A 19562-nucleotide genomic window follows, 5' to 3' on the forward strand; every position below is an offset into this window, starting at 1 on the left:
AAGGCTTTTCCGCCAACGGGAACGGGCTGGATCGTGCTTCGTTATGTCATGCCTGTGGTGATCGGGCTGGTCTACGTCGGGCTCAACTCCCTCGTGCCGGAGCCGCACCGGCGGCGCCTGAACGCCCTCGTCGTCACCGGCGCCGGGGCCGCCTACATCAGCGGTGGCGGGTTCGGGCTGTGGGAGCTGGCCTTCTGCGCGCTGCTGCTGGTGGTGGGATACGCCGGGCTCACCTCGTACACCTTCATCGGCGTCGGATGGCTCCTGCACACGGTCTGGGACGTGCTGCACCACAGGCACGGCACCCCGATCATCGCGTCGCTGCACGACTCGTCGTTCGGCTGCGCGCTCTGCGACCCGGTGATCGCGCTCTGGTGCTTCACCGGCGGCCTGTCGGTCCGAGACCTGTACGACCGGGTCGCGCGGCGCCCGGCCGGCACGCGCCCACCGGTCACCGCACAGCCCTGACTGGTTGAATTTCGCCATGCACACGGTGGCCGTGCTCGCCCTCGACAGCGTCGTCCCGTTCGACCTGTCCACCCCGATGGAGGTCTTCGGGCGCACCCGCCTGCCCGACGGCAGCGCCGGCTACCGCGTCCTCGTCTGCGCCGCCACGCCGACGGTCACCGCGGGCGCGTTCAGCATCGCGGTGCCGTGGGGCCTGGACGTCCTCGCCGACGCCGACACCGTGATCGTGCCGGGTGTCTCCGACCCCGGCGCCGCGACGCCTCCCGCGGTCCTCGACTCGCTGCGCGCGGCCGCCGCGAACGGCGCCCGGATCGCCTCGATCTGCGGCGGCGCGTTCACCCTCGCCGCCACCGGCCTGCTCGACGGACACCGTGCCGCCACGCACTGGGTCGCCACCGACCAGCTCGCCGCTCGGCATCCGCGGGTCCGGGTCGACCCCAACGTGCTCTACGTGGACAACGGCCAGTTCCTGACCTCCGCCGGCGCCGCCGCAGGGCTCGACCTGTGCCTGCATCTGGTCCGCCGCGACCACGGCGCAGCCGTCGCCGCCGAGACGGGGAGGCTGTCCGTCATGCCGCTGGAACGCGCGGGCGGACAGGCGCAGTTCATCACGCACGAACCACCGGCCCCCGAGGGGGCGACCCTGGAACCGCTGCTGGCCTGGATGCGCGACAACTCCCGGCGTGAGCTGACCCTCGCCGACATCGCCCGCCACGCCGGGATGAGTACCCGGACGTTGAACCGGCGGTTCCGCGACCAGACCGGGACCACGCCACTGCGATGGCTGCACCGGGTCCGCGTCCACCGGGCGCAGCACCTCCTGGAGACCACCGCCCAACCCGTCGACCGGGTGGCGACGCAGGTCGGGTTCGGCTCCACCACCGCCTTTCGGGACCGCTTCAAGCGAATCACCGGCACCAGCCCGCAGGCGTACCGGCGTAGCTTTCGCGGTGGCTGACGGCGGCGCGCGGGATGGTCGAGGGTGCGTGAGAGACGAAAAAGACCCCGGCCCGGCAGAGATCTGCCACGTCGGGGTCTTGCTCGTTGGTGCGCCGCCAGGGACTCGAACCCCGAACCCGCGGATTAAGAGCCAGCGTCGATCAAACTTCGCGGTCCCTATGCGTCCCATCAGTCCACGCATCGGCAGTTCTCGCCCGATTCCACTGGACGCGAGTGTCACACAATCCACACGACGCCGAGCCCGTCCACGGCGGCGGAGCACCCCTTGAGCACCCGGATGTGCAACCGCCCAGTCCCGGGAGGGCCAGCCACAAGCGGTTGACCGGGCCGTTACTTGTACGCCCCCTTCAAGGGGACGCTGAAACGCCTCGGCTGCTAACCGGTTAACCGCGGCTGCGGCACCGTCGCCAAATCCGGCGCCTCACTCCGCAGGTGGCTGAAGGGCAACCTCACCCGACCGAAAGTCGGCAGCGCGACAGGTGGACGGTGCGGCAAGATGGTGCGGGCATTGGCGGTAGCTTCCGTGAACAGGGATTCGCCGAACCGGCTCAGTGCCGACGGCCGCGCCAGCGTAGATCGACGGTAGTTCTCACAGTTGTGATCGAGGGGTGGGCATCGCTATGCGCGTAGTCAGGGTTCGCCTGCAGCGCTTCCGTGGGTTCGTGGACATGGTGGTGCGCCCGGCAAAGCATGCGGTGGTGGTCGGCGAGCCGCGCGCCGGTCGAACCGATCTGATCACTGGGCTGCGTCGGGTGCTCGAGCCGCGGAGCACCATGGCCAGGCCGGATCCCCTGGACGTGTACCGGCCCTTCCCGCCGGCCGACGAGGATGTCAAGGAGCTGACTGCGGTCGAGGTGACGCTCGTGGACCTCGGCACGGCAGTCGAGCAGGAACTGGAGGACTGGCTAGAGTTGATCGACTCGGAGACAGGGCTGCCTGCAGAAGAAGATCACGCCTATGAGGCAGTGATGGGTCTGCGGTTGTGTTACCGGCTTCGTTTCGACCCGGCAACCGAAATCGCCGAGCACTGGGTGGAGTACCCAAAGACCGGTAACCGGGTGCCGCGTAGCGAGCGGGAGCTGTTGGCCCCGATCGTGCTGGATCGGCGTACGCCGCTGCAGATGCGGCCGGACGGGGTATTCCGCCGGTTGGTGGCCGATGCCGACGAGGCCAATCTACTGACAGCGCTGACCAAGCTCGGCACGGACGTGGATAGTGCGACCGAAGCGCTGGCCGACAGCAGCGGGATCCGTAAGACCATCGAGGAAGTCCTGCAGGCCGGGGCCGCGCAGCTGCTTGAAATGAACAGCACTGTACCGGCGGACGACATCGGGTTCACGACCGACGATGGATCCGTTAGCGCGATCTTGCGGGCCATGCGCCCCACACTCACCTTGGACACGGCCGGTCCGCTCCCAGTGACCGCGCACGGCTCGACCACGACTGGTGTGCTGACCGCAGCCGAGGCGGTAGTGTCCGCAGCCGCACCGGGGGCGATCGTCCTCGGCGACGACTTCGGCGATGACCTAGACGTCGCGTCCGCCGAGTACCTGGCCTCCCGGTTGTGCCGCACCAGCGGGCAGGTCTGGCTGTCGACCCGCCGGCCTGAGACGGTTCGCGCCTTCGCGCCCGAGGAGATGATCCGGCTGACCCGCAGCCACGGTGAGCGACGAACGCACCAGCTGGCCGCGACGACCGACCGCAAAGAGCGCGCCGCCCGCCGGTACCTGCACCCGCTTCTACTCCCGGCGATGACCGCCCGCGCGGTAGGGCTGTTGGAGGGCCCGCACGACTTGGAGGGCTACACGGCTGTCGCCGACCGACGACTCCGCAGGTCGGGTATCGCGCCACCAGCGGCGTACGGGGTACGGATGGTCGCACCCGCCAATGGCGACGGCGGCAAGGACGAACTGCCGAAGTTGGCACGGCTCGCCGCCGCGCTCGGCTTCCACGTACGGGTGATCCTCGACAATGACAAGCCTGGCGGGGACGCCGCTCTGATCGCTGAGCTGACCGCGCTGGCCGAACACGTTATCCGTCTGCCCGAGCACTGCTCGGTCGAGCAGGCACTGGTGAGCGATGTCGATACCATCCGGCTGAGGACCGCGTTCGAGCGGCTGGTGACTGAGCACGGGTTGGTCGGGATCAACGTCAGCTCGATCGCTGACGACGACCTGGAGCAGGCGATCGTAAAGGCGCTCAAGAGTAAGGGCGGGCTGCACCAGCCGTTCGTGGAGGCAATGCCCCGAGGGAAGACGCCACCGCTGGCGAAGAAGGTCCTCGACACCCTCGCGAAGCCGCCCGCCGCCACCGGGCTGATCGAACTGCCATGACTTACGAACCAGGTGAGGAACAGCAGGAGATCATCGAGGCCGACGATCCAGTCCTGTTGGTGTGTGGCGGCGCCGGCACGGGCAAGACCACCACTGCAGCCGCCGCAGTACGCGCGCACTTGGAGCGCGCCGACCGTGAGCGTACGGCTGCGACGCGCAGGCGAGAGCGGCTGCCGGTCGCGCGGGCGTTGTTCTTGTCATTCTCCCGCTCGTCGGTGGCGCAAATCTTAGATCGCACGGCCGACGTGCTCGGCTCGTACGGGTCGCGGGTGGAAATCACCACGTTTCACGCCTTCGCTTGGCGGTTGCTCACTCGCTGGGGATCCGTCATCGGTTTGACTGACCCGCAGATGCTGACCGATGCCGAGGCGAAGCTCTTCCGGGTCGACGACGCTATCCGTTACCAGGACATGATGCCCCGGGCGCTCGACCTGTGTGCGGTGCCTGCGGTCCGTGACTATTTGCAGGCGCGTTGGTCGATCATCGTCAGCGACGAGTTTCAGGACACCGACGACCGCCAGTTTGAGCTACTGACGACGGTCCGTGGCCAGGCACGGTTGCTGCTGCTGGGTGACCCGAACCAGTGCATCTACAGCACATTGCCCGGCGCGGTCGGTGTCGGTCCCGAGCGGCTGGACGCCGCGATGGCGCTGTCCGACGCTCGCCGTCTGGATCTACCGGACGTCTCGCACCGGGACCCGAGCAACATCCTGCCCGCCGCCGCAGCGGCCATCCGACGCCGCGAGTTCGAGCACGAGGCGGTCATCACCGCCCTCGACAGCGGCCGGCTGCAAGTTCGCGCCGGCCTGCCGATTGACAAAGAGGCCGACGTTGTTGCCGAGGTCGTGCAAAGCCTCCGCGAGGACGGTACCTCCGTCGGTGTGTTCAGCCACCACATCGACGCGACCACCGGCCTATCCGACCAGCTCACCCAACGCGGCATCGACCACGAGATCGTCGGCCTGCCCGAATGCCTGGCCACTGCGCTAGAGGCTCAGCACGCAATGATCCGATTCGCCGCTGGGGCCGACGATTGGCAGAGCGTCCGGGAACAGCTTGCGGTGTTCGTCACCAGCTCCGTGCGCGGCAAACAGGCTCCCGACCTCGCATGGATGTTCCTCGGCCGCCGTAGCATGCCAGCCACATTGAACAGGCGCCTCACCGAGCTCAGCGAGGCCCTGCTCGCCGATGACATCGGAGAAGCCGTCAAGCACGCTGCCGCCGCGCACACCACCCTTGGCCTACCCCGAGGCGAAAACCACTGGCACAACGCCACCCAGCTACTGCAGCCGTTGGTCGCACGTCACCTGCGCCGCCACCCTGACCCGGCGGATGCGATCGAGCACCTCGCCGCCGCGATCGGCGAGCACCGCGCCGGCCTACTCTCCTACGCCGTCGGTGAACCGGCGGCGCCAGTCCAGCTCATGGGCCTGTACCAGACCAAAGGCCGGGAGGCCGACGCCACCATCGTCGTGCTGCGCAGCAACGACTTCTACGGCAGAGAACGGTATGAGCCGTTCGACACCGGCTCCAAGCTGCTCTATGTCGTCCTCAGCCGGGCGCGTCATAAGACAGTCGTGCTGCTATTCGGAGACGATCCCCAGCCGCTTGTCGCGCCGCTGGTCAAGCTGGCCTCCTGACACGTTGCGCGGGTGCGTCTCGCCTATTTAGATCCACAGCCCACCGGCTCGACCCCGTTCGAGAGGGCCCCTCGCAGCGTCACACGACTCGACCGGACGGCGAGTATGGCCGTGACGAGATAGAGGCATCTCTATCGAGCCAACATCCCGATCAGTCGGCTGGTAGCTGGCCCCTCCATCGCGTCGGAGCACCCGCAGAGCGCCCGCGATACGCCCTGTCAATCCCTGGGGATCGTGGAGGGCGTCGTGATGCGACTCAGGCTCGACGAGTCCGCCCCGCACTAGGCCCGAGGCGCCAACCCCACCAAGGCGGTTGGTAAGAGATCCGTCGGGCGAGTTCGGGAAAAGCGTGTGAGCGGTTACCTGATGTCCCGATCGCGCTCCACAAGATCGCCGAGGGTGCCGATAACGCCGTCGCGAAGGTGCTCCTTGAGGAGCCGAAGGCCCTTGTTCATCAAGGCCTCTACGGCGCGGTACGGCTCCTCCCGCACCTCCGTGACGCTATAATAGATCTTGACCGTTTCGGCCATGAGGCCTTCGTTGTCGAGGCCAGGGCTGTCGTAGTTACTGCCGCCACGCGTGCCGGGGTCGCGGGTGAGGTCGGCACCCTCCTGAACGGCGTACGCGAAGCCGAGCCGGATCAGGTCCATCTGCTCTGTGATGCCGAGCGACTGCCGCAGCTCATTGAGGATCTGGGTTGCTTCGACCGTCAGCGCAATGTTCTTGAGGTCGGCCATTAGATCGTCCTCCGAGGCTGGATGCGGGTGTGCTTGGAGGTGACGCGTTCCAGCTCGTACTCGGCCACCAGGTTGGAACCGAGGGCATTGAGCGCTTCGGTGCGGTCGAACTCGCCGTCGAACGAAAGTAGGACCACTTGGCGGGCCATCCGCGGTAGCGCCGCGACGACGCGTGCCGTGTTGTCGGTGTCGAGTCGGCCGAACGGATAGTCCATGATCACAGGGCCACGGACAGCGGCGCTGTCTTGGAGAGCTGCGATGAGCGAGAGAGCAACAAGGTGCTCGTAGCCAGCGGATCGCCGGACTACCTCACCATCTGAGTCGATGATCTCAAGCCCATATCGGTCGGTGATCCGGAGCCCGACATAGTCTGTCTCCGACGCCAGCTGCCGGAAAATCTCGGAGGCGCGTGCCTCTACCCGCCTCCGTAGTTTTGCCCTGTAGGCGTCGATGGAGCCAGCGAATAGCTGCATGAGGGCGTGTGTGAGTTGTTCCTTGAGAGCGATGCTTGGATCGGGTTGGACCTGCTCCTTACGCAAACGCCGCTTCAGTTCTTCGATCACGAGTGACTGGTCGTGCAGCTCCTTGTCGCAAGCTTGCAATCGGTCGCGCTCGCGGTTGAGCTGCGTCTGGCGCTCGACGCGCTTAGCTGTGAGGTCTCGAAGTGCAGTCTCGGAGCCAAGCTCAGCGAGTTCCTGTTCCAGCCCGATGATGTCTGCTCGGACCTCCTGCTGCTCGAACCGGACGGACCGAAGTCCCTTGTCCCGCTCGGCTACCAGCCGGGCGTCCTCGCTGGCGAGTGCCTGCAGGACCCTGCGCCGGTGACGAGCCTCTGACAGCCGCGCTTCGACCGCGGCGTGATGAGTGACGGAGGCGGCGGCCTTCAGCTCAGACGTGAGCTGACTTCGAAGCTTTTCCGGCACATCGCGGTGACACACGGGACAATTGGTCTCGGCATGAAGGTGCGCGAGGTCGCGCACGGCGGCGGATGCCGCAAGGAGGTCGGCCTCAGCGGACTCGACCTCGGCTTCCACGGCCGCGAGCCGTTGGGCGGCCGAGCGGGAAAGCACCGCCTTCCACAGACCGCCCGTTAGCTCGTCCAGTCCGGCAATGGCTTCTCGCTCGCGAAGGTCCAAGCTGGCCTGCCGCTGTCGTAGGTTGTCGAGGGCGCCGAGGATACGCTCTGACTTCTCCTGCTCACGCAGCTGAAGCTCAAGGTCTGTGATCTGGTCTTGAACCATATCGATCCGCTCGACGATCTCGTCACGAGCCTGCTGCTGTCGACCGGCAACATCCTGGGCTTCCCTGAGGGAGAGCGCGGTGCGCCTAGTCTTGTCGGAGGTTGCGTACTGCTCAGTGAGCTGCCGATCAGCAAACTTGTGCAGCTCGGCGACGTCGGCCCTGGCGTTGCCGACGATGGGTATGCCGAGCACTCGCTCGATGGACTTCTCCAAGGCCTCACCCTCCTCACTGTCCTTGTCGAGAAGGTTCTCGTATTGGCGCAGGAGTTCACCGTCGAAGAGGAAGAACTGGCTGACGGAGTACGGCGCAATAGTTTGAAGAGTCTTTTCCATGTCGTCTTGCGCCAGTGGAACACCGGCCCGTTCCAAGAGTGCTAACTCATGTGGCTGCTTGCGCTCGTCATAGCGGCGGGTCAGCCGGTGCTGAACCCCGCCATACTCAAAGTCGAGGATGGTCTCGAAGGAGCCGTAGCCGACCTGTTTCTTCGCCTCTGTATTGGCTAGGTCCCGGGCCTCCTCGGCACGGCGACGGCCGAGGATCTCTCCATAAAGGGCGTAGCGGAAGGCGTTGTGCAGGGTCGTCTTTCCCCGACCGTTGGGCCCGTAGATGATGTAGACGCCTCGATCACGGGAAAAAGCCATATCTTGCCGACCCCGGTACGGGCCGAAGTCGCGCACCGCCAGGCCCTGGAGCGTGAGCATCAGGAGTCTGCCCCCGATGCCAGCTGGCGCGCGGCCCACCGGTTGATGATCTGATCCGTCCGCTTCCGGGCTTCGCTACGATCCTCTGCGAACCGGTGCTGGACGGCCAGGATTTCGCCGACCAGCACCGGGTCGAGGCTGGCGAAATCCCGCGCCCGGATCTCTTCAACGGTCGCCACCAAGTCGGCCCTCTCCTCTGGTGTCTCAGTCACCGGTGGAATCTCCTTCGTCAACATCATCAGCTTCAACACCTGCGGGTCGTAACTGGTCAATCTCGACCAGAGGCAGGCCCATTGACACCCATTTGTCCTCCAACCTTGAAGTGGCCGCCTGCCCAATCCCCCAACCCGCGAATTGGAGCGCCCGTGCCAGCTCTCCGACCACCAAGGACCACGTTGGGTCCTTCTGATCGAGGGTGTCAGGTAGCACGAGGACGTCGAGTAGCGTAGCGACCGTCTTATGGGGGGAACGGCGCAGCACTCGGCCCCTACGCTGGATGAACTCACGGGGGTTGCGGGAGCTGGCCAGGATGAGCGCGTGGGTGGCTGAAGGGATGTCCACCCCCTCATCGAGACACTTGATGGCCACAACGATGCCGCCAGCGACGTCAAACAGCTTAAGCGTCGCATCGGGGTCTCCGCGCATCTGTCGGTGATACTCCCAGGTGCGGATGCCTCGGTGATCGAGGGCTTGGCGAACGTCCGCGAGCTGTGACTGATTGTCGCAGTACACCAGCCACTTTTGATCGGGGCGGTAGTGCTGGGCGATCAGGTCAGCGGCGACTAAAATCTTGTTGGCAGCGCCTTTGGCAATGCGCGCCCGTTCTATGAGTTTCATGCGAAGCTGGTCGGCGGTATGGGGCTTCGCACCGGGAGCCTTTGCTACGGCATAGCGTCGGCGAATCTCAACCGTGAGCGAATCCCAGCGCTGCTGCTCGGCCTCTGTCAGGCCGACCCACGAGGGGTCGTAGACGTAAGGAGCGAGCACGCCATCATCCAGCGCGTCTTTCAGGGTGTAGCGGTGGATGATACCGCCGAAGTAGTCGAATACCGCCGCAGTGCCGTCGGCGTCTCCGGCTCGCTCTGGCGTCGCACTGAGCCCAAGTCGCCAAGGAGCATCGAGCCAGTCAAGGATCGTGCGGAACTGCGGGCTGCCGAAGCGGTGCGCCTCGTCGGCGATCACGAGCAGCTTGCGCGCCATCGGGCGAACCTGCGAGCGGAAGGCCGGATTTACGGCCGTGTTGGCGACGGCCACAATGGCGTATGGCCGCTCGATGCGGGAGGACTCGATGGTGGCGCGCAGCAGCCCGCCGCGCGACCACTCGTTATGGCCGCCACCCACGAGAACAACTCGCGCACCCAACAGCTCACGGACCTGGTCGCCCCACTGCTTTAAAAGAAGCTGCGAGGGCACCAGTATGAGCGGCACTCGCCCATCTGTTAGAGCCTTCTGTGCGCAGTAAAGGCCAGTGATGGTCTTGCCCGATCCCGTGGCGTGGGCAAGCAGGCCTCTGTGCCCCTCTGCCACCCAACTATTAAACGCTTCGATCTGATGCCCTCGTAGCTCGATGCCACCCACAGCGGGAGCCCCGACGGATAGCCGGGCGTTCTGTTTCTTCCCCAGGTCACGCAACAGCGCCTCGAGGTCAACGTCGACCGCCACGCGCTCCAGTTCGCGGCGGATGTCGTCGGGCAACCCGGCTACCCTGACGCCAGGTACCTGCCCCTGCCACAGTCGTTCGAAGCGGGTACCGGCGTTGCGGGCCCGCTGAGCATCTCGACCTCCCTCCCAAGACGGCCAGACATCAACCGACTCGATATTGCCGTCTGGCGCGAGACCCAGGTAGCTCTCGTTGAGCGAACCGCGGAAGCCAACTACGTCGCCGGCCGCGTCCGCGAACAACCCCACCTTGTCGTGGAACATGCGTTTATCGGCCTCGGAGACACTTGTGGCGACACTCGCAAGCTTGATGTCGAGGCGGCCGGAAGCGACGAGGGCGGCCAGCAGCTTTGCCCCGGCGGCGTGCGCTGAGGCCAGCATCTCGGCCAGCTCGGCCCGGAGTGTCTCGACGAGGGCGGTGTTCGTGCGGGCGGCATAGCCGAAGATCAGACTGTCGGCGTCGGGGCCGCTGAGCCGGGGCGAACAGAGCAGGCGCATCGCGCCGCCGTTCCCGGTAATGAAGATGGCGAGCGCTGGGTGGATGAGGTGAAAAACGGTCGAGCTGAAAAACCCGGTGATCCGGTCGTAGGTCACCGACTCGCGGAGGCAGGGAGTGTAAAAGTCACGGGCGATGTCGCTCGTGTCGCTGGTGTACTCAGTTGCCAGGGTTCCGAGGTTCTTGAGCATCAGAACAACCCTCCGCAGAGGGCCTCGTTGCTCAATCGAATGCGCAGGTGAAGAGCTTCGGCAAGCTGGCGGGGCCGGACGGCGACGATGGACTCGGTTACCGACGGCCGCTTGAGTCGACGTGTGTCTTGGTCCAGACCCCTCGCTACGGCATGCCAGACGAGGTCCGGCGGAGCCTGTACGTTTTTGGAGAACGGGAATCCGTCGCCGACGTCATGCAGGTCGGCATCCCAGAGGATGAAGACGTTCAAGTCGGGCTGATAGCCAGCGAGGATGGGGCGGATATCGCCCGTGCGATCGAAATGGCGGTACTTCGACGAGGGCTGGTCATCCCGAGACACCCCACAGGTCAGCTGAACCTTGAACGTGCCCTGTTGGCGCTCGGACGGGTGCTGCGTCGCGCCATACAGGTAGAAGCGCAGCTTCGACGGCAACGGCAGGGCCAAGTCGATCACGAGGGGCTTCGAGCGGAGGGCCTCCTCGGGCGGCAGCCGCGTCACGGCCGAGCCAAGCGCGCGTATGAGGACGCGGTGCAGATAGCTGCTCGTCAGGCTTCGGGCTGGCCGATACGAAGCCTGAAACTCCTGCTCAGGCATCTCGAGCCATTCGGGTAGCGTTTCGGCCATGTCGCGATCTTCCTCCCGCAAGTGCGCTGCGGCCACCCCCAAGCCGCAACAGGAAGAGCCTCTCATCTGCTACCGACATGCATCTACCGAGACATCCGCCCACCTCGGCACGTTGTCAGCGCTGCCCCCCGTTGAATGAGGGGTCCTCGATCTCAACCCCGCAGCACTGAGAACCCCGCGCTGAGTGGTAAGCGACGCCCCACCTCTGCCCGAATTACCACTATTGTCTGCCGGGAGCCAGGCCTGCGGGATCTCACCCGCACACGGCAGGGAGGGTTGACGGTCGGCGCCAAATCACCCGGTAAGGTGTCCGGATGACCGGGCGGAATGAGGGCGATGCGCGATCTTATTGATCATCTGACATCTGGTCGGGTCTGCTACCTGACCAGCCGCGGAGCGATGATCAGCGGAGACAGCTTGGAGCTGCTCGCTCAGCTACCGGCAGACAGCGTTGACCTCTTCGTCACGAGCCCGCCCTTTCCTCTGCTGCGGCAGAAGGCGTACGGCAACGAAGATCAGCAGCGGTATGTCGCCTGGCTGACCGAGTTCGCGAAGCTTGCGAAAGACGCCCTCAAGCCAACCGGCAGCCTCGTGATCGATATCGGCGGGGCGTACCAGCGGGGCCTGCCGGTGCGATCGCTCCACCAGTACCGGGCACTACTCGCCTTCGTTGACGACGTCGGTTACCGGCTAGCGGAGGAGTTCTATTGGTACAACCCCTCGAAGCTGCCGTCGCCCATCGAGTGGGTCAACAAGCGTAAGATCCGCGCGAAGGACGCAGTCAACACGGTGTGGTGGCTGTCCAAGACCGACCAGCCGAAGGCCAACGTTGGCAACGTCCGGGTGCCCTACTCCGAGTCGATGAAGCGACTGCTAGCCGATCCGGCGCGCTACTACACCCCCAAGGACCGGCCGTCCGAGCACAGCATCGGCGAGGCATTCGGCCGAGACAACGGAGGCGCGCTGCCTTCCAACCTGCTCTCCATCCCGAACAGCCAGTCCAACGACGCCTACCTACGAACATGCAAGGCCCTAGGACTCCCCGGCCATCCGGCACGGTTCCCGCTCAAGCTGCCGTCGTTCTTCATCGAAATGTGCACGGAGCCCGGGGACCTCGTTGTGGATTTTTTCGGCGGTTCCAACACAACCGGTCGCGCGGCCGAGAATCTTGACCGCCGCTGGTTGACATTCGAGCTGGACGCTGCGTATGCCGCTCAGTCGGCGGTTCGTTTCATGCAGGGACAAGATCCCGAGAGGACACTCAAGGCCGTTGAGCAGATGACAAAGGGCGAAACGCTGGCCATCGATGGCCCGGCCTGACGGCACGGCGCGACGGGCTCTCGGCGCGATCCTGCTCAACCCACCGCTTACAACCGGTGCCGCCACGATGCGTAATCTGCATGTTGCCGCAGACGTGCTCCGGTGTGACGGCGTCCAAGTCGCCAACCTGTTCACGCTGCCCACAACCGATGTTGCGGAGATTAATCAGGTAGGACGCAACACCCTCGATTGGGAGAGGGCCTGCCCAGCCCTCGAACAGGTGCTGATGACATCGCATGCCGTGGTTGCCGGTTGGGGCGTGAGCGGCCTCTACGGGCCAGCTGGTGCACACCGTCGGGCACAGGCCGCCTGGGTGATCCGGAGAGCGGCCTCTGCACCGCATCTGGGTGGTCTCTGGACGCTCAATGGCGAGCCGCGTCACCCCTCACGATGGCACCAATACGTCAGCGACCGACACGGGCGCACCAGCGGAGCGAGCCTCCGTGACCGCCTCGCCTCAGTTCTACGATTCGTGGATTTCGTGCCTACCGACCTTCACGCTGACGATTACGCCTGCCTTGTCGCGCCACGCCGACGCGGAACGACTGATGCGGTTGCTTCGGCCGCGGCGTGGGATAGCTCGGGGAGGACGTCGCCGTAGAATTTGGCGGTGAAGTGTGGGCTGGAGTGGCGGAGCCGGTTGGAGATCACTTTCATCTGGACGCCGGCGGCGAGGCCCATGGTCGCGGCGCCATGGCGGAGGTCGTGAAGCCGGATGGGTGGTAGCCCGGCTTGCGTAGCGAGGTGATGAAAGTGGTCGGTTACATCGGCAGGGTGGAGCCGACCACCGGTCGGGGTGGTGAACACGAGCCCGGTAGCGGTCCAGGCGGTACCGGCAGCGAGACGTTCGCGGTGTTGCCTCGCGCGGTGAGCGCGTAGCACCGCCACAGTCTCGGCATCCAGGGCGACAGCCGCCTCACTGTCGGCGGTTTTCGGGGTGTCGATGGCGGTGGCCCAGCCTTGCTGGACGAGTTGCCAGCGGACGGTGAGGGTAGCGGCGTCGAGATCGAGGTCGTCCCAGTGCAGGCCGCAGGCTTCGCCTCGGCGCAGGCCGGTGAAGGTAATGAGGTGGTAAAGGGCGTAGAGCCGGTCGCCAGCGTCATGGGTGTGGTCGAGGAACCTGCCCGTGTGTTCGGGAGTCCAGATCATGACCGGGCTGAGGGTCTTGCCGGTATCGCGCCACGTCTTGATGCGTTGGTCCGTCCAGATGGTGGGCTTGGGTGGTCGGGCTGTGGGTAGTTCGATCATGAGGGCGGGGTTGGTGTCGATGTAGCGGTGGCGGCGCATCGCGTCGTTGAGGGCTTTGCGCAGGGTGGCGTGGATGACGTGCAGGGTTCTGGGGCCGACGATCCGCTGGTTCTTGACCTTGTCGCGTTTGGCGGGGTCGCGGCTGGCGCGCAGGGTGGCGATGGTGGTGTTGCGTTCGGCGATGGTGTCGTACATGGCGGCGATGTGGCCGGGGCGGAGCCGGTCGATGCGCAGGTGGCCGAGGTGCGGGATCAGGTACAGCCGGATGTGGCCTTCGTAGGAGCGCAGGGTGCCTGTCTTGATGTTCTTGCGTCCGGCGAGCCAGTCGGTCAGGTACGCCTGCATGGTGGGCAGTTCGGTAGGGGTGATGTCCAGGTGCAGCGCCCGCCGGACCTGGTCCGGGGTGGGGACGGGCGCGCCGGTCTTGACGGCGGTTTCGATCAGGTCGCCGGTCTTGACGGTGGTGTGCGGGTCGGTGGGGTCGGGGACGGCGAGCGCGGCCCGGATGCGGTCCAGGACGGCGTCGGCGTCGGCCTGGGTAGCGTAGGGGCCGTGGCGGAGTGGACGGCGGGTGCCGTCGGCGCGGGCGGGGATTTCGATCTGCCAGTGCCAGTGGCCGTGGGTGCGGGACCAGCCGCCGCCGGGCCGGCGAAGCTGGGGACAGGAGCGTCCCAGTCGCCGGCCCGTGACGCTGTCGCGGCAGCCGCAGCGTTTGAAGGTGGATCCCTTCACTCATCGTCTCCTGGATGCTTCGTATGGTGCCGCCAGCGGTGCCGGGTGGAATCCGCTGGCGGCGGGGTCAACGCATCCACGCTCACCTTCGCGTCGGCTTCAAGTCGCCCGCCTCCGGCTGCGACGGGGTCGGGTTGGAGAAGGTGGAGCAGGGCGGCTACCGGGACGATGATGCGGCTACCGGCCCGGATCAGCGGTACGGGGAACTGGTCTGTGGCAGCGAGCCGGTACGCCTGGGATCGGCTGATCCCGAGCACCGACGCGGTGGTGGCGAGGGTGGTGGTCACGCCGAGGGCACGGATGCGCTCGACCGTCCACACCTGCCCGACGCTGGACGCGGTGGTGCTGTCGGTCGTCGTGCGGGTTGTCTGGTCAACGGGGTTCGTTGGGCTGTTCATGATCAGGCTTCTCCTGGTTATGAGATGGATGGCGGTGCGGTAGGAGCGGGGTAGCCCTGTCGGGGTCGACCGGCGCAGAGGTGGCTGCCAGGCCACCGTCGCGCCGCTCCGGTGACAGAGGCGGTGACGTCAGGTTGGTCGGCATGACCGAGCTCACGATCAGTCCGGGTGGTGCCGACGACTCGACCTTGAGGGTCTTGAGCAGTTCGGATATTCGGGTGTTGGACACGGTGTGACCGGCTGCGCGGAGGGCGTCGGCGAGCGCTGCCCGGGTCAGTGCCTGACCGTCTGCGGAGAGCCGGTCCCGGACCTTTCGCGCCGCTGGCAGCAGCTCGGCCACCGCGCGGGACGGCTGCGGAGACGGTCCCCGGGCCGCTCGCCGCCGCCGTTCCCGTCCGTCCCCGTGACGACGAGCATCCGATGAGCGGACGGTCCGGTTGCTGGACCGCTCCCCCGCCGTGACGGCGGACCGCACGGTCTCGTCCGGTCCGCTGTCCGGACGGGTCCATCCGGCCCCATCCGGTTGGCAGCCCACAACCGCCACGGCAGGGGCGTGCGTGGCGGTACTGGTCCGGCCGAGGGCGATCTTGACCATGACGAGGAAACCGAGCGCGGGTACGGCGGCGGTGATCCACCCGATGACCGAGGGTTCGGCCTCGACGACCTGTGCCGCCAGGGACAGGGTGACCGCACACGCCAGCACGGTCGCGGGGAACACGGTGGAGGTGTGAGCGCGTTTGCGGCGGCGTAGTTCCAGGCCGGAGGCGATGGACATCAGCTCCAGGACGATCGCGTCGGCCCAAGCCAGCCAGCCGGGTTGGCCGTGCGCAGCGGCTACGTTGTGCACGTGGGTGAAGCTGGCCGCTCCGGCTGCGCCGCCAATGGCCAGCATGATGACGACCTGGACGACGCCCTCGACGCGGCTACCCCGCACCCCCGCGTTCGGGTCAGTGGCCGGTGCCGTCGTGGCCCATCACCTCCTCGACCCGGACCGGAACAACGACCCGTCCGCCTGTCACAAGAGGCCGGACCGGATGGCGGACCGACCCGGCCTCGGAATACCATCGAGACGGGGACCGCACGCCGGCCGCGGACCTCCCGCAACAGATGCGGAACGGGGATGCGGTCGCGCGGCTGTGGGAGCGGACGTTCCGTGCTCTCACAGATCTGTCAGCACCGGCCGAACTGCTCACGACAGATCCGTGACAGACGCCGGCCGTTGCTGTCCGATCCGCTGCGGAGGTGCTGTCCGCCGCCGTCGTGCCGTCGCCAATCACGCGGCCTCACCCGCCCGGCTAGAGACGTCAACGACGTAACCGGCCAGCTCAGCCAACCGCAGCCGCTGCCCTTCCCCGCCGGCCACGGCCCACACCGCCTCCGCTGGGCCCAGGCCGGCCGTCACGGCGTGGTCACGGGCCCCGGTAGCCACCGGCACCGACAGCGGCACGTCGGCCAGCACGCGGCGCAGGTTGCGCTCCCGGGCGGCCGAGTGCACCCAGAACAACACCGGCCACATCCGCCCGAGCGTCCCGAACAGCTCCTGATAGCCGTCCACCTTGCCGGCCAGGATCGACAACTGCTCGGCGCCGGTGTCGTACTCAACGAAGAACGACACCTCGACGCCACCGTCGACCCACCGGCCGTAGCCGTCCGGGCGCACCCGAGGCTGATACGCCCGCACCAGCCCCGGATCCTGCCGGCTGGTGAACGTTCCGGCGCGCTGGCACACCGCCTCCGGCAACCACTCCACCAAGCCGGCACCCGAATGGGTACGGGCGTGCCCGGCCAGGTCAGTAAAGAACCCATTCACGCCCAGGCGGTGCGCGAGGCTGCGCGTTGACGTCCAGCGCCGCCGCTCCACTCGGGCGTGGTCGCGCCGGCGTGGGCGTTCGTCCCGGCTGGCCGCCACGACCTCGGCACCGAGCTGGTCGATGACGTAGTGGTACGGGTACGAGCCGCCGTCGGCACGCTGCGGCCGGAACCGAGCCACCAACCGCAACCGGTACAGGGTCCGCAGCCGCCGCTGGCAGAAGTCCAACGACGGGAACAGGGCGTTCGCGAGCTGGAACGACGTCAACACGCCGTGGTCGTACAACCAGCCCAGCAGCACCCGGTCACGGCCGGTCAGCTGGGACTGGACCCGAAGGACTGGGTCATCCACCGGCTATCACCTCCTCTCCAGGTAGGGGATGCCAGCCCCAGGGGGAGAGACCCGAGACCAGGCAGGGTCTGTCGCAGGACAAGCCGACGGAGCTGACAGCCGGGCTGGCCTGAGGTGTGAGAGGAAACAGGGGGTCGGTTCGGGGGTCCGGCTGAAGACTGACGTCAACGCTGACGCCAAGCCCGACCCCCGAACGGGGATCAAGCCGGAACTCGTCACTGCCAATACCAATGGCAGTAGGTGAAGGTGTCGGCGAAAGCACGAGAACTCCTTAGTTGAGGATCCGAAATGTGGTGCTGGCGGTCGTAACTGGAGTACGACCAGGACTGCTGCCGGAGCGCAAAGCGTCTGGAGAGTTGCAGCCCGGCGCTGGACCCACCAGACGGTCCGCGCCGCGGGCACCCGTGCTGGCCTGCGCGCTGCGTCAGAAGCCGAGGAGGACCATCTGGGACACTGGGGACCTCGTCTACGAGGAGGAGCACCCGTGATCCGAGCGATGTGGCACGCCAGGCGCACCGGACACCAACTTCGGCACGAGGAGATGATCTGGTCCGGGGAAAGGGCGAACGTCTACTTCTGCTCCTGCGGTGACCAGTTCTGGCCGAAGGAGGCGCCGTACCGTGACTGGCGCGACAACCCGGTCCGCCGGGAGCGGACCGAATGAACTAGCAGGTACGTCGACTGGCCCCCACCGCGACGAGGTGGGCGTACTGCACTGGAAGACCCATGGGCCGGTCGAGTGGGCGCGCGGCGCAAGGACGCCCCTTCTCCTGGGTCGACGACGAGATCTCCTACGCCGATCACCAGTGGGCTGCCCGGGCAGCGTGACGTGGTGCGGTCAGGATCCGACCTCGATGAGGCGACGCATGCCGATGTTCCCCGGCACCTGCCATACCTGCTCGTCCGGCCAGTGGCGATACAACAGCGGCCGCGTGGTCGTGGCGACAACGTTCCGCAGCGGCCCACGGAGCAGGTCGGCCCGCAACCGTTCCTCCCGCTCGGCATCCTGAGCGATCACCAGAATCGCCCCGACCGGCACCAGCCGGTCCGCACGCCGATAGCCGGCCAACAATCCACCCAGCCCCGACGCCGGCCGCTCGTGCTCGGCGACAACGTCGCCGATCGGGCCACGATCGACGTGTACCAGGAACCGCAGGCACCGCCCGTCCTGTAGCCAAACGCCGTAGCCGTCGGCCCGCAGGTGCGCCAGGTCGTGCTGCCGCAGCCACGACGAGGTCTCCATCGTCGCCAGCCACTGGAACAGCTCGCACAGCCCCGGGTTGCGCCGCGACACCTCGACTAACGGCAGGAACAGCAGAGCATCCGCCCGACCGGAGGACCGCTGACCCAACAGCAACGGAACCGGTCGCCCCGACGCCGTCAACGCACGCCGGAGCACCTCCGTCCCTTCGGCCGTGACCTCGTACCACCAGGTATGGGTCCGGTCCTCCGGCGAGCGCTCGCGGTTCACCAGTCCCGCCTCGTGCAGCCACACCAGGTCTCGGTGGGCCGTCAGCCGCGACACCGCGCAGACAAGCGCCACGTCCAGCGTCGACGCGGAACCGTGCTGCGCCAAGTACGACAGGATCCGCCACCGCCGCGGAGACAACCGCCGCGTGGCACCCCGTTCACCCATCCCCCGATGATCCTCCGGGCACCTACAGTCCGACATCCCGTTCAGGCCAGCTATGACAGGGAGTAGTCGATGCGCAAACCTGGAGATCGGAAGACGGGACCGCCGTGACCGAGGACCGCGCTCGCCGTCGGCCGTTGAGCGAGGCGTCGGCGAGCCGTGCAAGCACCCACATACCCAAACCGGGGTTTTGGGGCCGATTTTGGAGATCACTGTTCAGTGAATCAGCCGAAGAGCTGAGGACAGAAAGCGCGGCACGGTCAAATCGGACCGCCAATAGTTGATCTAAATGATCGGCGCCGTACTGCGGGCTGATCTTTCAGGGGCGCGCGGACAAGGCCGTCCCCGACTCGGCCAGGACGCGCCACGCACCGATGCGGTGGTTACTCCAAGTAACAACGCCCGAGGGATCGTTACCGCGCCTTCCTTCAAAAACGAGCTATGCGCCGAGGGCGAGCTCGTAGGGTCGGTCGCGTGGCCGAGACGCAGACCGAACCGGACCTCTCCTACATCGCCAGCGTGACGCGGGTCCGCGCGGCGGCCGGCGCGCTCCTCCGCGACCAGGCTGGCCGGGTGCTGCTGGTCCACCCGGCCTACAGGGACGTGTGGGAAGTTCCCGGCGGAACCGTGGAGCCGGACGAGTCCCCCACAGACGCCTGCACACGCGAGATCCGGGAAGAGTTGGGCCTGTCGATACCCGCAGGGGCGCTGCTGTGCGTCGACTGGGTGCCGGCGAGCCCGCCGTGGGACGGCGGGCTCATGTTCGTGTTCGACGGCGGGGTACTGACGGCGGACCAGATCCCGGCGATGCGGCTGTGCCCGGACGAACTCGACGGCTTCGATTTTGTCGAGCCGGAGCGACTGGGCGAGGTGTTGATTCCCCTACTGGCTCGGCGGGTCACCGCGGCGGTCGCCGCGATCGGGCAGGGCGGTGTCTACCTCGAAGACGGATCCGCGCCCGCCACCAGGTAACGAGCCGGATTGAATCGTCGGCCAAGGACGCACGCCCAGCAGCAG

The 19562-nt window shown here is 66.7% G+C and carries 18 protein-coding genes; 8 read left to right on the top strand and 10 right to left on the bottom strand.

The features are described from left to right. Positions 1–48: 48 nt before the first annotated feature. The 4 genes from ACLQ27_RS16450 to ACLQ27_RS16465 all read left to right on the top strand — a co-directional run bounded on the left by ACLQ27_RS16450 (position 49) and on the right by ACLQ27_RS16465 (position 5401). Complete coding sequence (locus tag ACLQ27_RS16450) at positions 49–468, top strand: DUF6010 family protein (RefSeq protein WP_357494077.1); 420 nt, start codon at positions 49–51, stop codon at positions 466–468. A 16-nt stretch (positions 469–484) separates the two neighbouring features. Further along, complete coding sequence (locus ACLQ27_RS16455) at positions 485–1426, top strand: GlxA family transcriptional regulator (RefSeq protein ID WP_425867458.1); 942 nt, start codon at positions 485–487, stop codon at positions 1424–1426. Positions 1427–2090: 664 nt separating this feature from the next. Further along, positions 2091–3761, top strand: coding sequence for a hypothetical protein (locus ACLQ27_RS16460; RefSeq protein ID WP_425867460.1), 1671 nt, complete (start codon positions 2091–2093; stop codon positions 3759–3761). After that, the gene (locus tag ACLQ27_RS16465) at positions 3758–5401 is read left to right on the top strand and encodes a UvrD-helicase domain-containing protein (RefSeq protein ID WP_425867461.1); all 1644 of its coding nucleotides are present in this window, start codon (positions 3758–3760) and stop codon (positions 5399–5401) included. The genes ACLQ27_RS16460 and ACLQ27_RS16465 overlap by 4 nt, the downstream gene beginning before the upstream one ends. Before the next feature lie 359 nt (positions 5402–5760). Here ACLQ27_RS16465 and ACLQ27_RS16470 read toward each other — a convergent pair whose 3' ends face one another. Genes ACLQ27_RS16470 through ACLQ27_RS16490 form a run of 5 tightly spaced genes read right to left on the bottom strand, consistent with a single transcriptional unit; the run spans position 5761 to position 11053 of the window. Next, positions 5761–6138, bottom strand: a complete 378-nt coding sequence (locus ACLQ27_RS16470; RefSeq protein WP_425867463.1) for a hypothetical protein — start codon at positions 6136–6138, stop codon at positions 5761–5763. Then, positions 6138–8081, bottom strand: coding sequence for an AAA family ATPase (locus ACLQ27_RS16475; protein WP_425867465.1), 1944 nt, complete (start codon positions 8079–8081; stop codon positions 6138–6140). Before ACLQ27_RS16475 ends, ACLQ27_RS16470 begins: the two co-directional genes overlap by 1 nt. Then, the gene (locus ACLQ27_RS16480; RefSeq protein ID WP_425867467.1) at positions 8081–8293 is read right to left on the bottom strand and encodes a hypothetical protein; all 213 of its coding nucleotides are present in this window, start codon (positions 8291–8293) and stop codon (positions 8081–8083) included. Before ACLQ27_RS16480 ends, ACLQ27_RS16475 begins: the two co-directional genes overlap by 1 nt. Next, entirely contained in the window at positions 8286–10427 is a 2142-nt protein-coding gene (locus tag ACLQ27_RS16485) for a DEAD/DEAH box helicase family protein (RefSeq protein WP_425867469.1), read from the bottom strand. The genes ACLQ27_RS16480 and ACLQ27_RS16485 overlap by 8 nt, the downstream gene beginning before the upstream one ends. Continuing rightward, the gene (locus ACLQ27_RS16490; RefSeq protein WP_425867471.1) at positions 10427–11053 is read right to left on the bottom strand and encodes a hypothetical protein; all 627 of its coding nucleotides are present in this window, start codon (positions 11051–11053) and stop codon (positions 10427–10429) included. Before ACLQ27_RS16490 ends, ACLQ27_RS16485 begins: the two co-directional genes overlap by 1 nt. Before the next feature lie 336 nt (positions 11054–11389). Between ACLQ27_RS16490 and ACLQ27_RS16495 the strand changes: the two genes are divergently transcribed. Continuing rightward, a complete protein-coding gene (locus ACLQ27_RS16495) occupies positions 11390–12373 on the top strand; it encodes a DNA-methyltransferase (RefSeq protein WP_425867473.1) in 984 nt (327 codons plus the stop codon). Next, entirely contained in the window at positions 12360–12974 is a 615-nt protein-coding gene (locus ACLQ27_RS16500; RefSeq protein ID WP_425867475.1) for a DUF1643 domain-containing protein, read from the top strand. Before ACLQ27_RS16495 ends, ACLQ27_RS16500 begins: the two co-directional genes overlap by 14 nt. Here ACLQ27_RS16500 and ACLQ27_RS16505 read toward each other — a convergent pair. The 4 genes from ACLQ27_RS16505 to ACLQ27_RS16520 all read right to left on the bottom strand — a co-directional run bounded on the left by ACLQ27_RS16505 (position 12881) and on the right by ACLQ27_RS16520 (position 16912). After that, the gene (locus ACLQ27_RS16505; RefSeq protein WP_425867477.1) at positions 12881–14353 is read right to left on the bottom strand and encodes a tyrosine-type recombinase/integrase; all 1473 of its coding nucleotides are present in this window, start codon (positions 14351–14353) and stop codon (positions 12881–12883) included. The genes ACLQ27_RS16500 and ACLQ27_RS16505 overlap by 94 nt on opposite strands. Beyond that, positions 14350–14751, bottom strand: coding sequence for a helix-turn-helix transcriptional regulator (locus ACLQ27_RS16510; protein ID WP_425867479.1), 402 nt, complete (start codon positions 14749–14751; stop codon positions 14350–14352). Before ACLQ27_RS16510 ends, ACLQ27_RS16505 begins: the two co-directional genes overlap by 4 nt. Next, positions 14726–15646, bottom strand: coding sequence for a DUF2637 domain-containing protein (locus ACLQ27_RS16515; RefSeq protein ID WP_425867868.1), 921 nt, complete (start codon positions 15644–15646; stop codon positions 14726–14728). Before ACLQ27_RS16515 ends, ACLQ27_RS16510 begins: the two co-directional genes overlap by 26 nt. A gap of 378 nt (positions 15647–16024) precedes the next feature. Next, positions 16025–16912 carry a replication-relaxation family protein gene (locus ACLQ27_RS16520; RefSeq protein ID WP_425867481.1) on the bottom strand — a complete coding sequence of 296 codons (888 nt, stop codon included), beginning with the start codon at positions 16910–16912 and terminating at the stop codon, positions 16025–16027. A gap of 484 nt (positions 16913–17396) precedes the next feature. On the opposite strand from ACLQ27_RS16520, the gene ACLQ27_RS16525 reads away from it, so the two are divergent. Continuing rightward, a complete protein-coding gene (locus ACLQ27_RS16525; RefSeq protein ID WP_425867483.1) occupies positions 17397–17576 on the top strand; it encodes a hypothetical protein in 180 nt (59 codons plus the stop codon). A 174-nt stretch (positions 17577–17750) separates the two neighbouring features. Here ACLQ27_RS16525 and ACLQ27_RS16530 read toward each other — a convergent pair whose 3' ends face one another. Continuing rightward, a complete protein-coding gene (locus tag ACLQ27_RS16530) occupies positions 17751–18548 on the bottom strand; it encodes a DeoR family transcriptional regulator (RefSeq protein ID WP_425867484.1) in 798 nt (265 codons plus the stop codon). Between the two features lie 471 nt (positions 18549–19019). Between ACLQ27_RS16530 and ACLQ27_RS16535 the strand changes: the two genes are divergently transcribed. Beyond that, positions 19020–19517: an NUDIX domain-containing protein gene (locus tag ACLQ27_RS16535; protein WP_425867485.1), complete on the top strand. Its 498-nt coding sequence runs from the start codon at positions 19020–19022 to the stop codon at positions 19515–19517. Positions 19518–19562: the final 45 nt, after the last annotated feature.

Origin of the sequence: Micromonospora sp. DT63 (genome assembly GCF_049841615.1) — a bacterium.
Taxonomy (GTDB): Bacteria; Actinomycetota; Actinomycetes; order Mycobacteriales; family Micromonosporaceae; genus Micromonospora.

What these genes read in the sequence shown, in the direction of transcription:
- ACLQ27_RS16450 (WP_357494077.1), top strand. Translation starts at nt 49, where the DNA reads ATGCCTGTGGTGATCGGGCTGGTCTACGTCGGGCTCAACTCCCTCGTG.
- ACLQ27_RS16455 (WP_425867458.1), top strand. Translation starts at nt 485, where the DNA reads ATGCACACGGTGGCCGTGCTCGCCCTCGACAGCGTCGTCCCGTTCGAC.
- ACLQ27_RS16465 (WP_425867461.1), top strand. Translation starts at nt 3,758, where the DNA reads ATGACTTACGAACCAGGTGAGGAACAGCAGGAGATCATCGAGGCCGAC.
- ACLQ27_RS16470 (WP_425867463.1), bottom strand. Translation starts at nt 6,138, where the DNA reads ATGGCCGACCTCAAGAACATTGCGCTGACGGTCGAAGCAACCCAGATC.
- ACLQ27_RS16475 (WP_425867465.1), bottom strand. Translation starts at nt 8,081, where the DNA reads ATGCTCACGCTCCAGGGCCTGGCGGTGCGCGACTTCGGCCCGTACCGG.
- ACLQ27_RS16485 (WP_425867469.1), bottom strand. Translation starts at nt 10,427, where the DNA reads ATGCTCAAGAACCTCGGAACCCTGGCAACTGAGTACACCAGCGACACG.
- ACLQ27_RS16490 (WP_425867471.1), bottom strand. Translation starts at nt 11,053, where the DNA reads ATGGCCGAAACGCTACCCGAATGGCTCGAGATGCCTGAGCAGGAGTTT.
- ACLQ27_RS16495 (WP_425867473.1), top strand. Translation starts at nt 11,390, where the DNA reads ATGCGCGATCTTATTGATCATCTGACATCTGGTCGGGTCTGCTACCTG.
- ACLQ27_RS16500 (WP_425867475.1), top strand. Translation starts at nt 12,360, where the DNA reads ATGGCCCGGCCTGACGGCACGGCGCGACGGGCTCTCGGCGCGATCCTG.
- ACLQ27_RS16510 (WP_425867479.1), bottom strand. Translation starts at nt 14,751, where the DNA reads ATGAACAGCCCAACGAACCCCGTTGACCAGACAACCCGCACGACGACC.
- ACLQ27_RS16530 (WP_425867484.1), bottom strand. Translation starts at nt 18,548, where the DNA reads ATGGGTGAACGGGGTGCCACGCGGCGGTTGTCTCCGCGGCGGTGGCGG.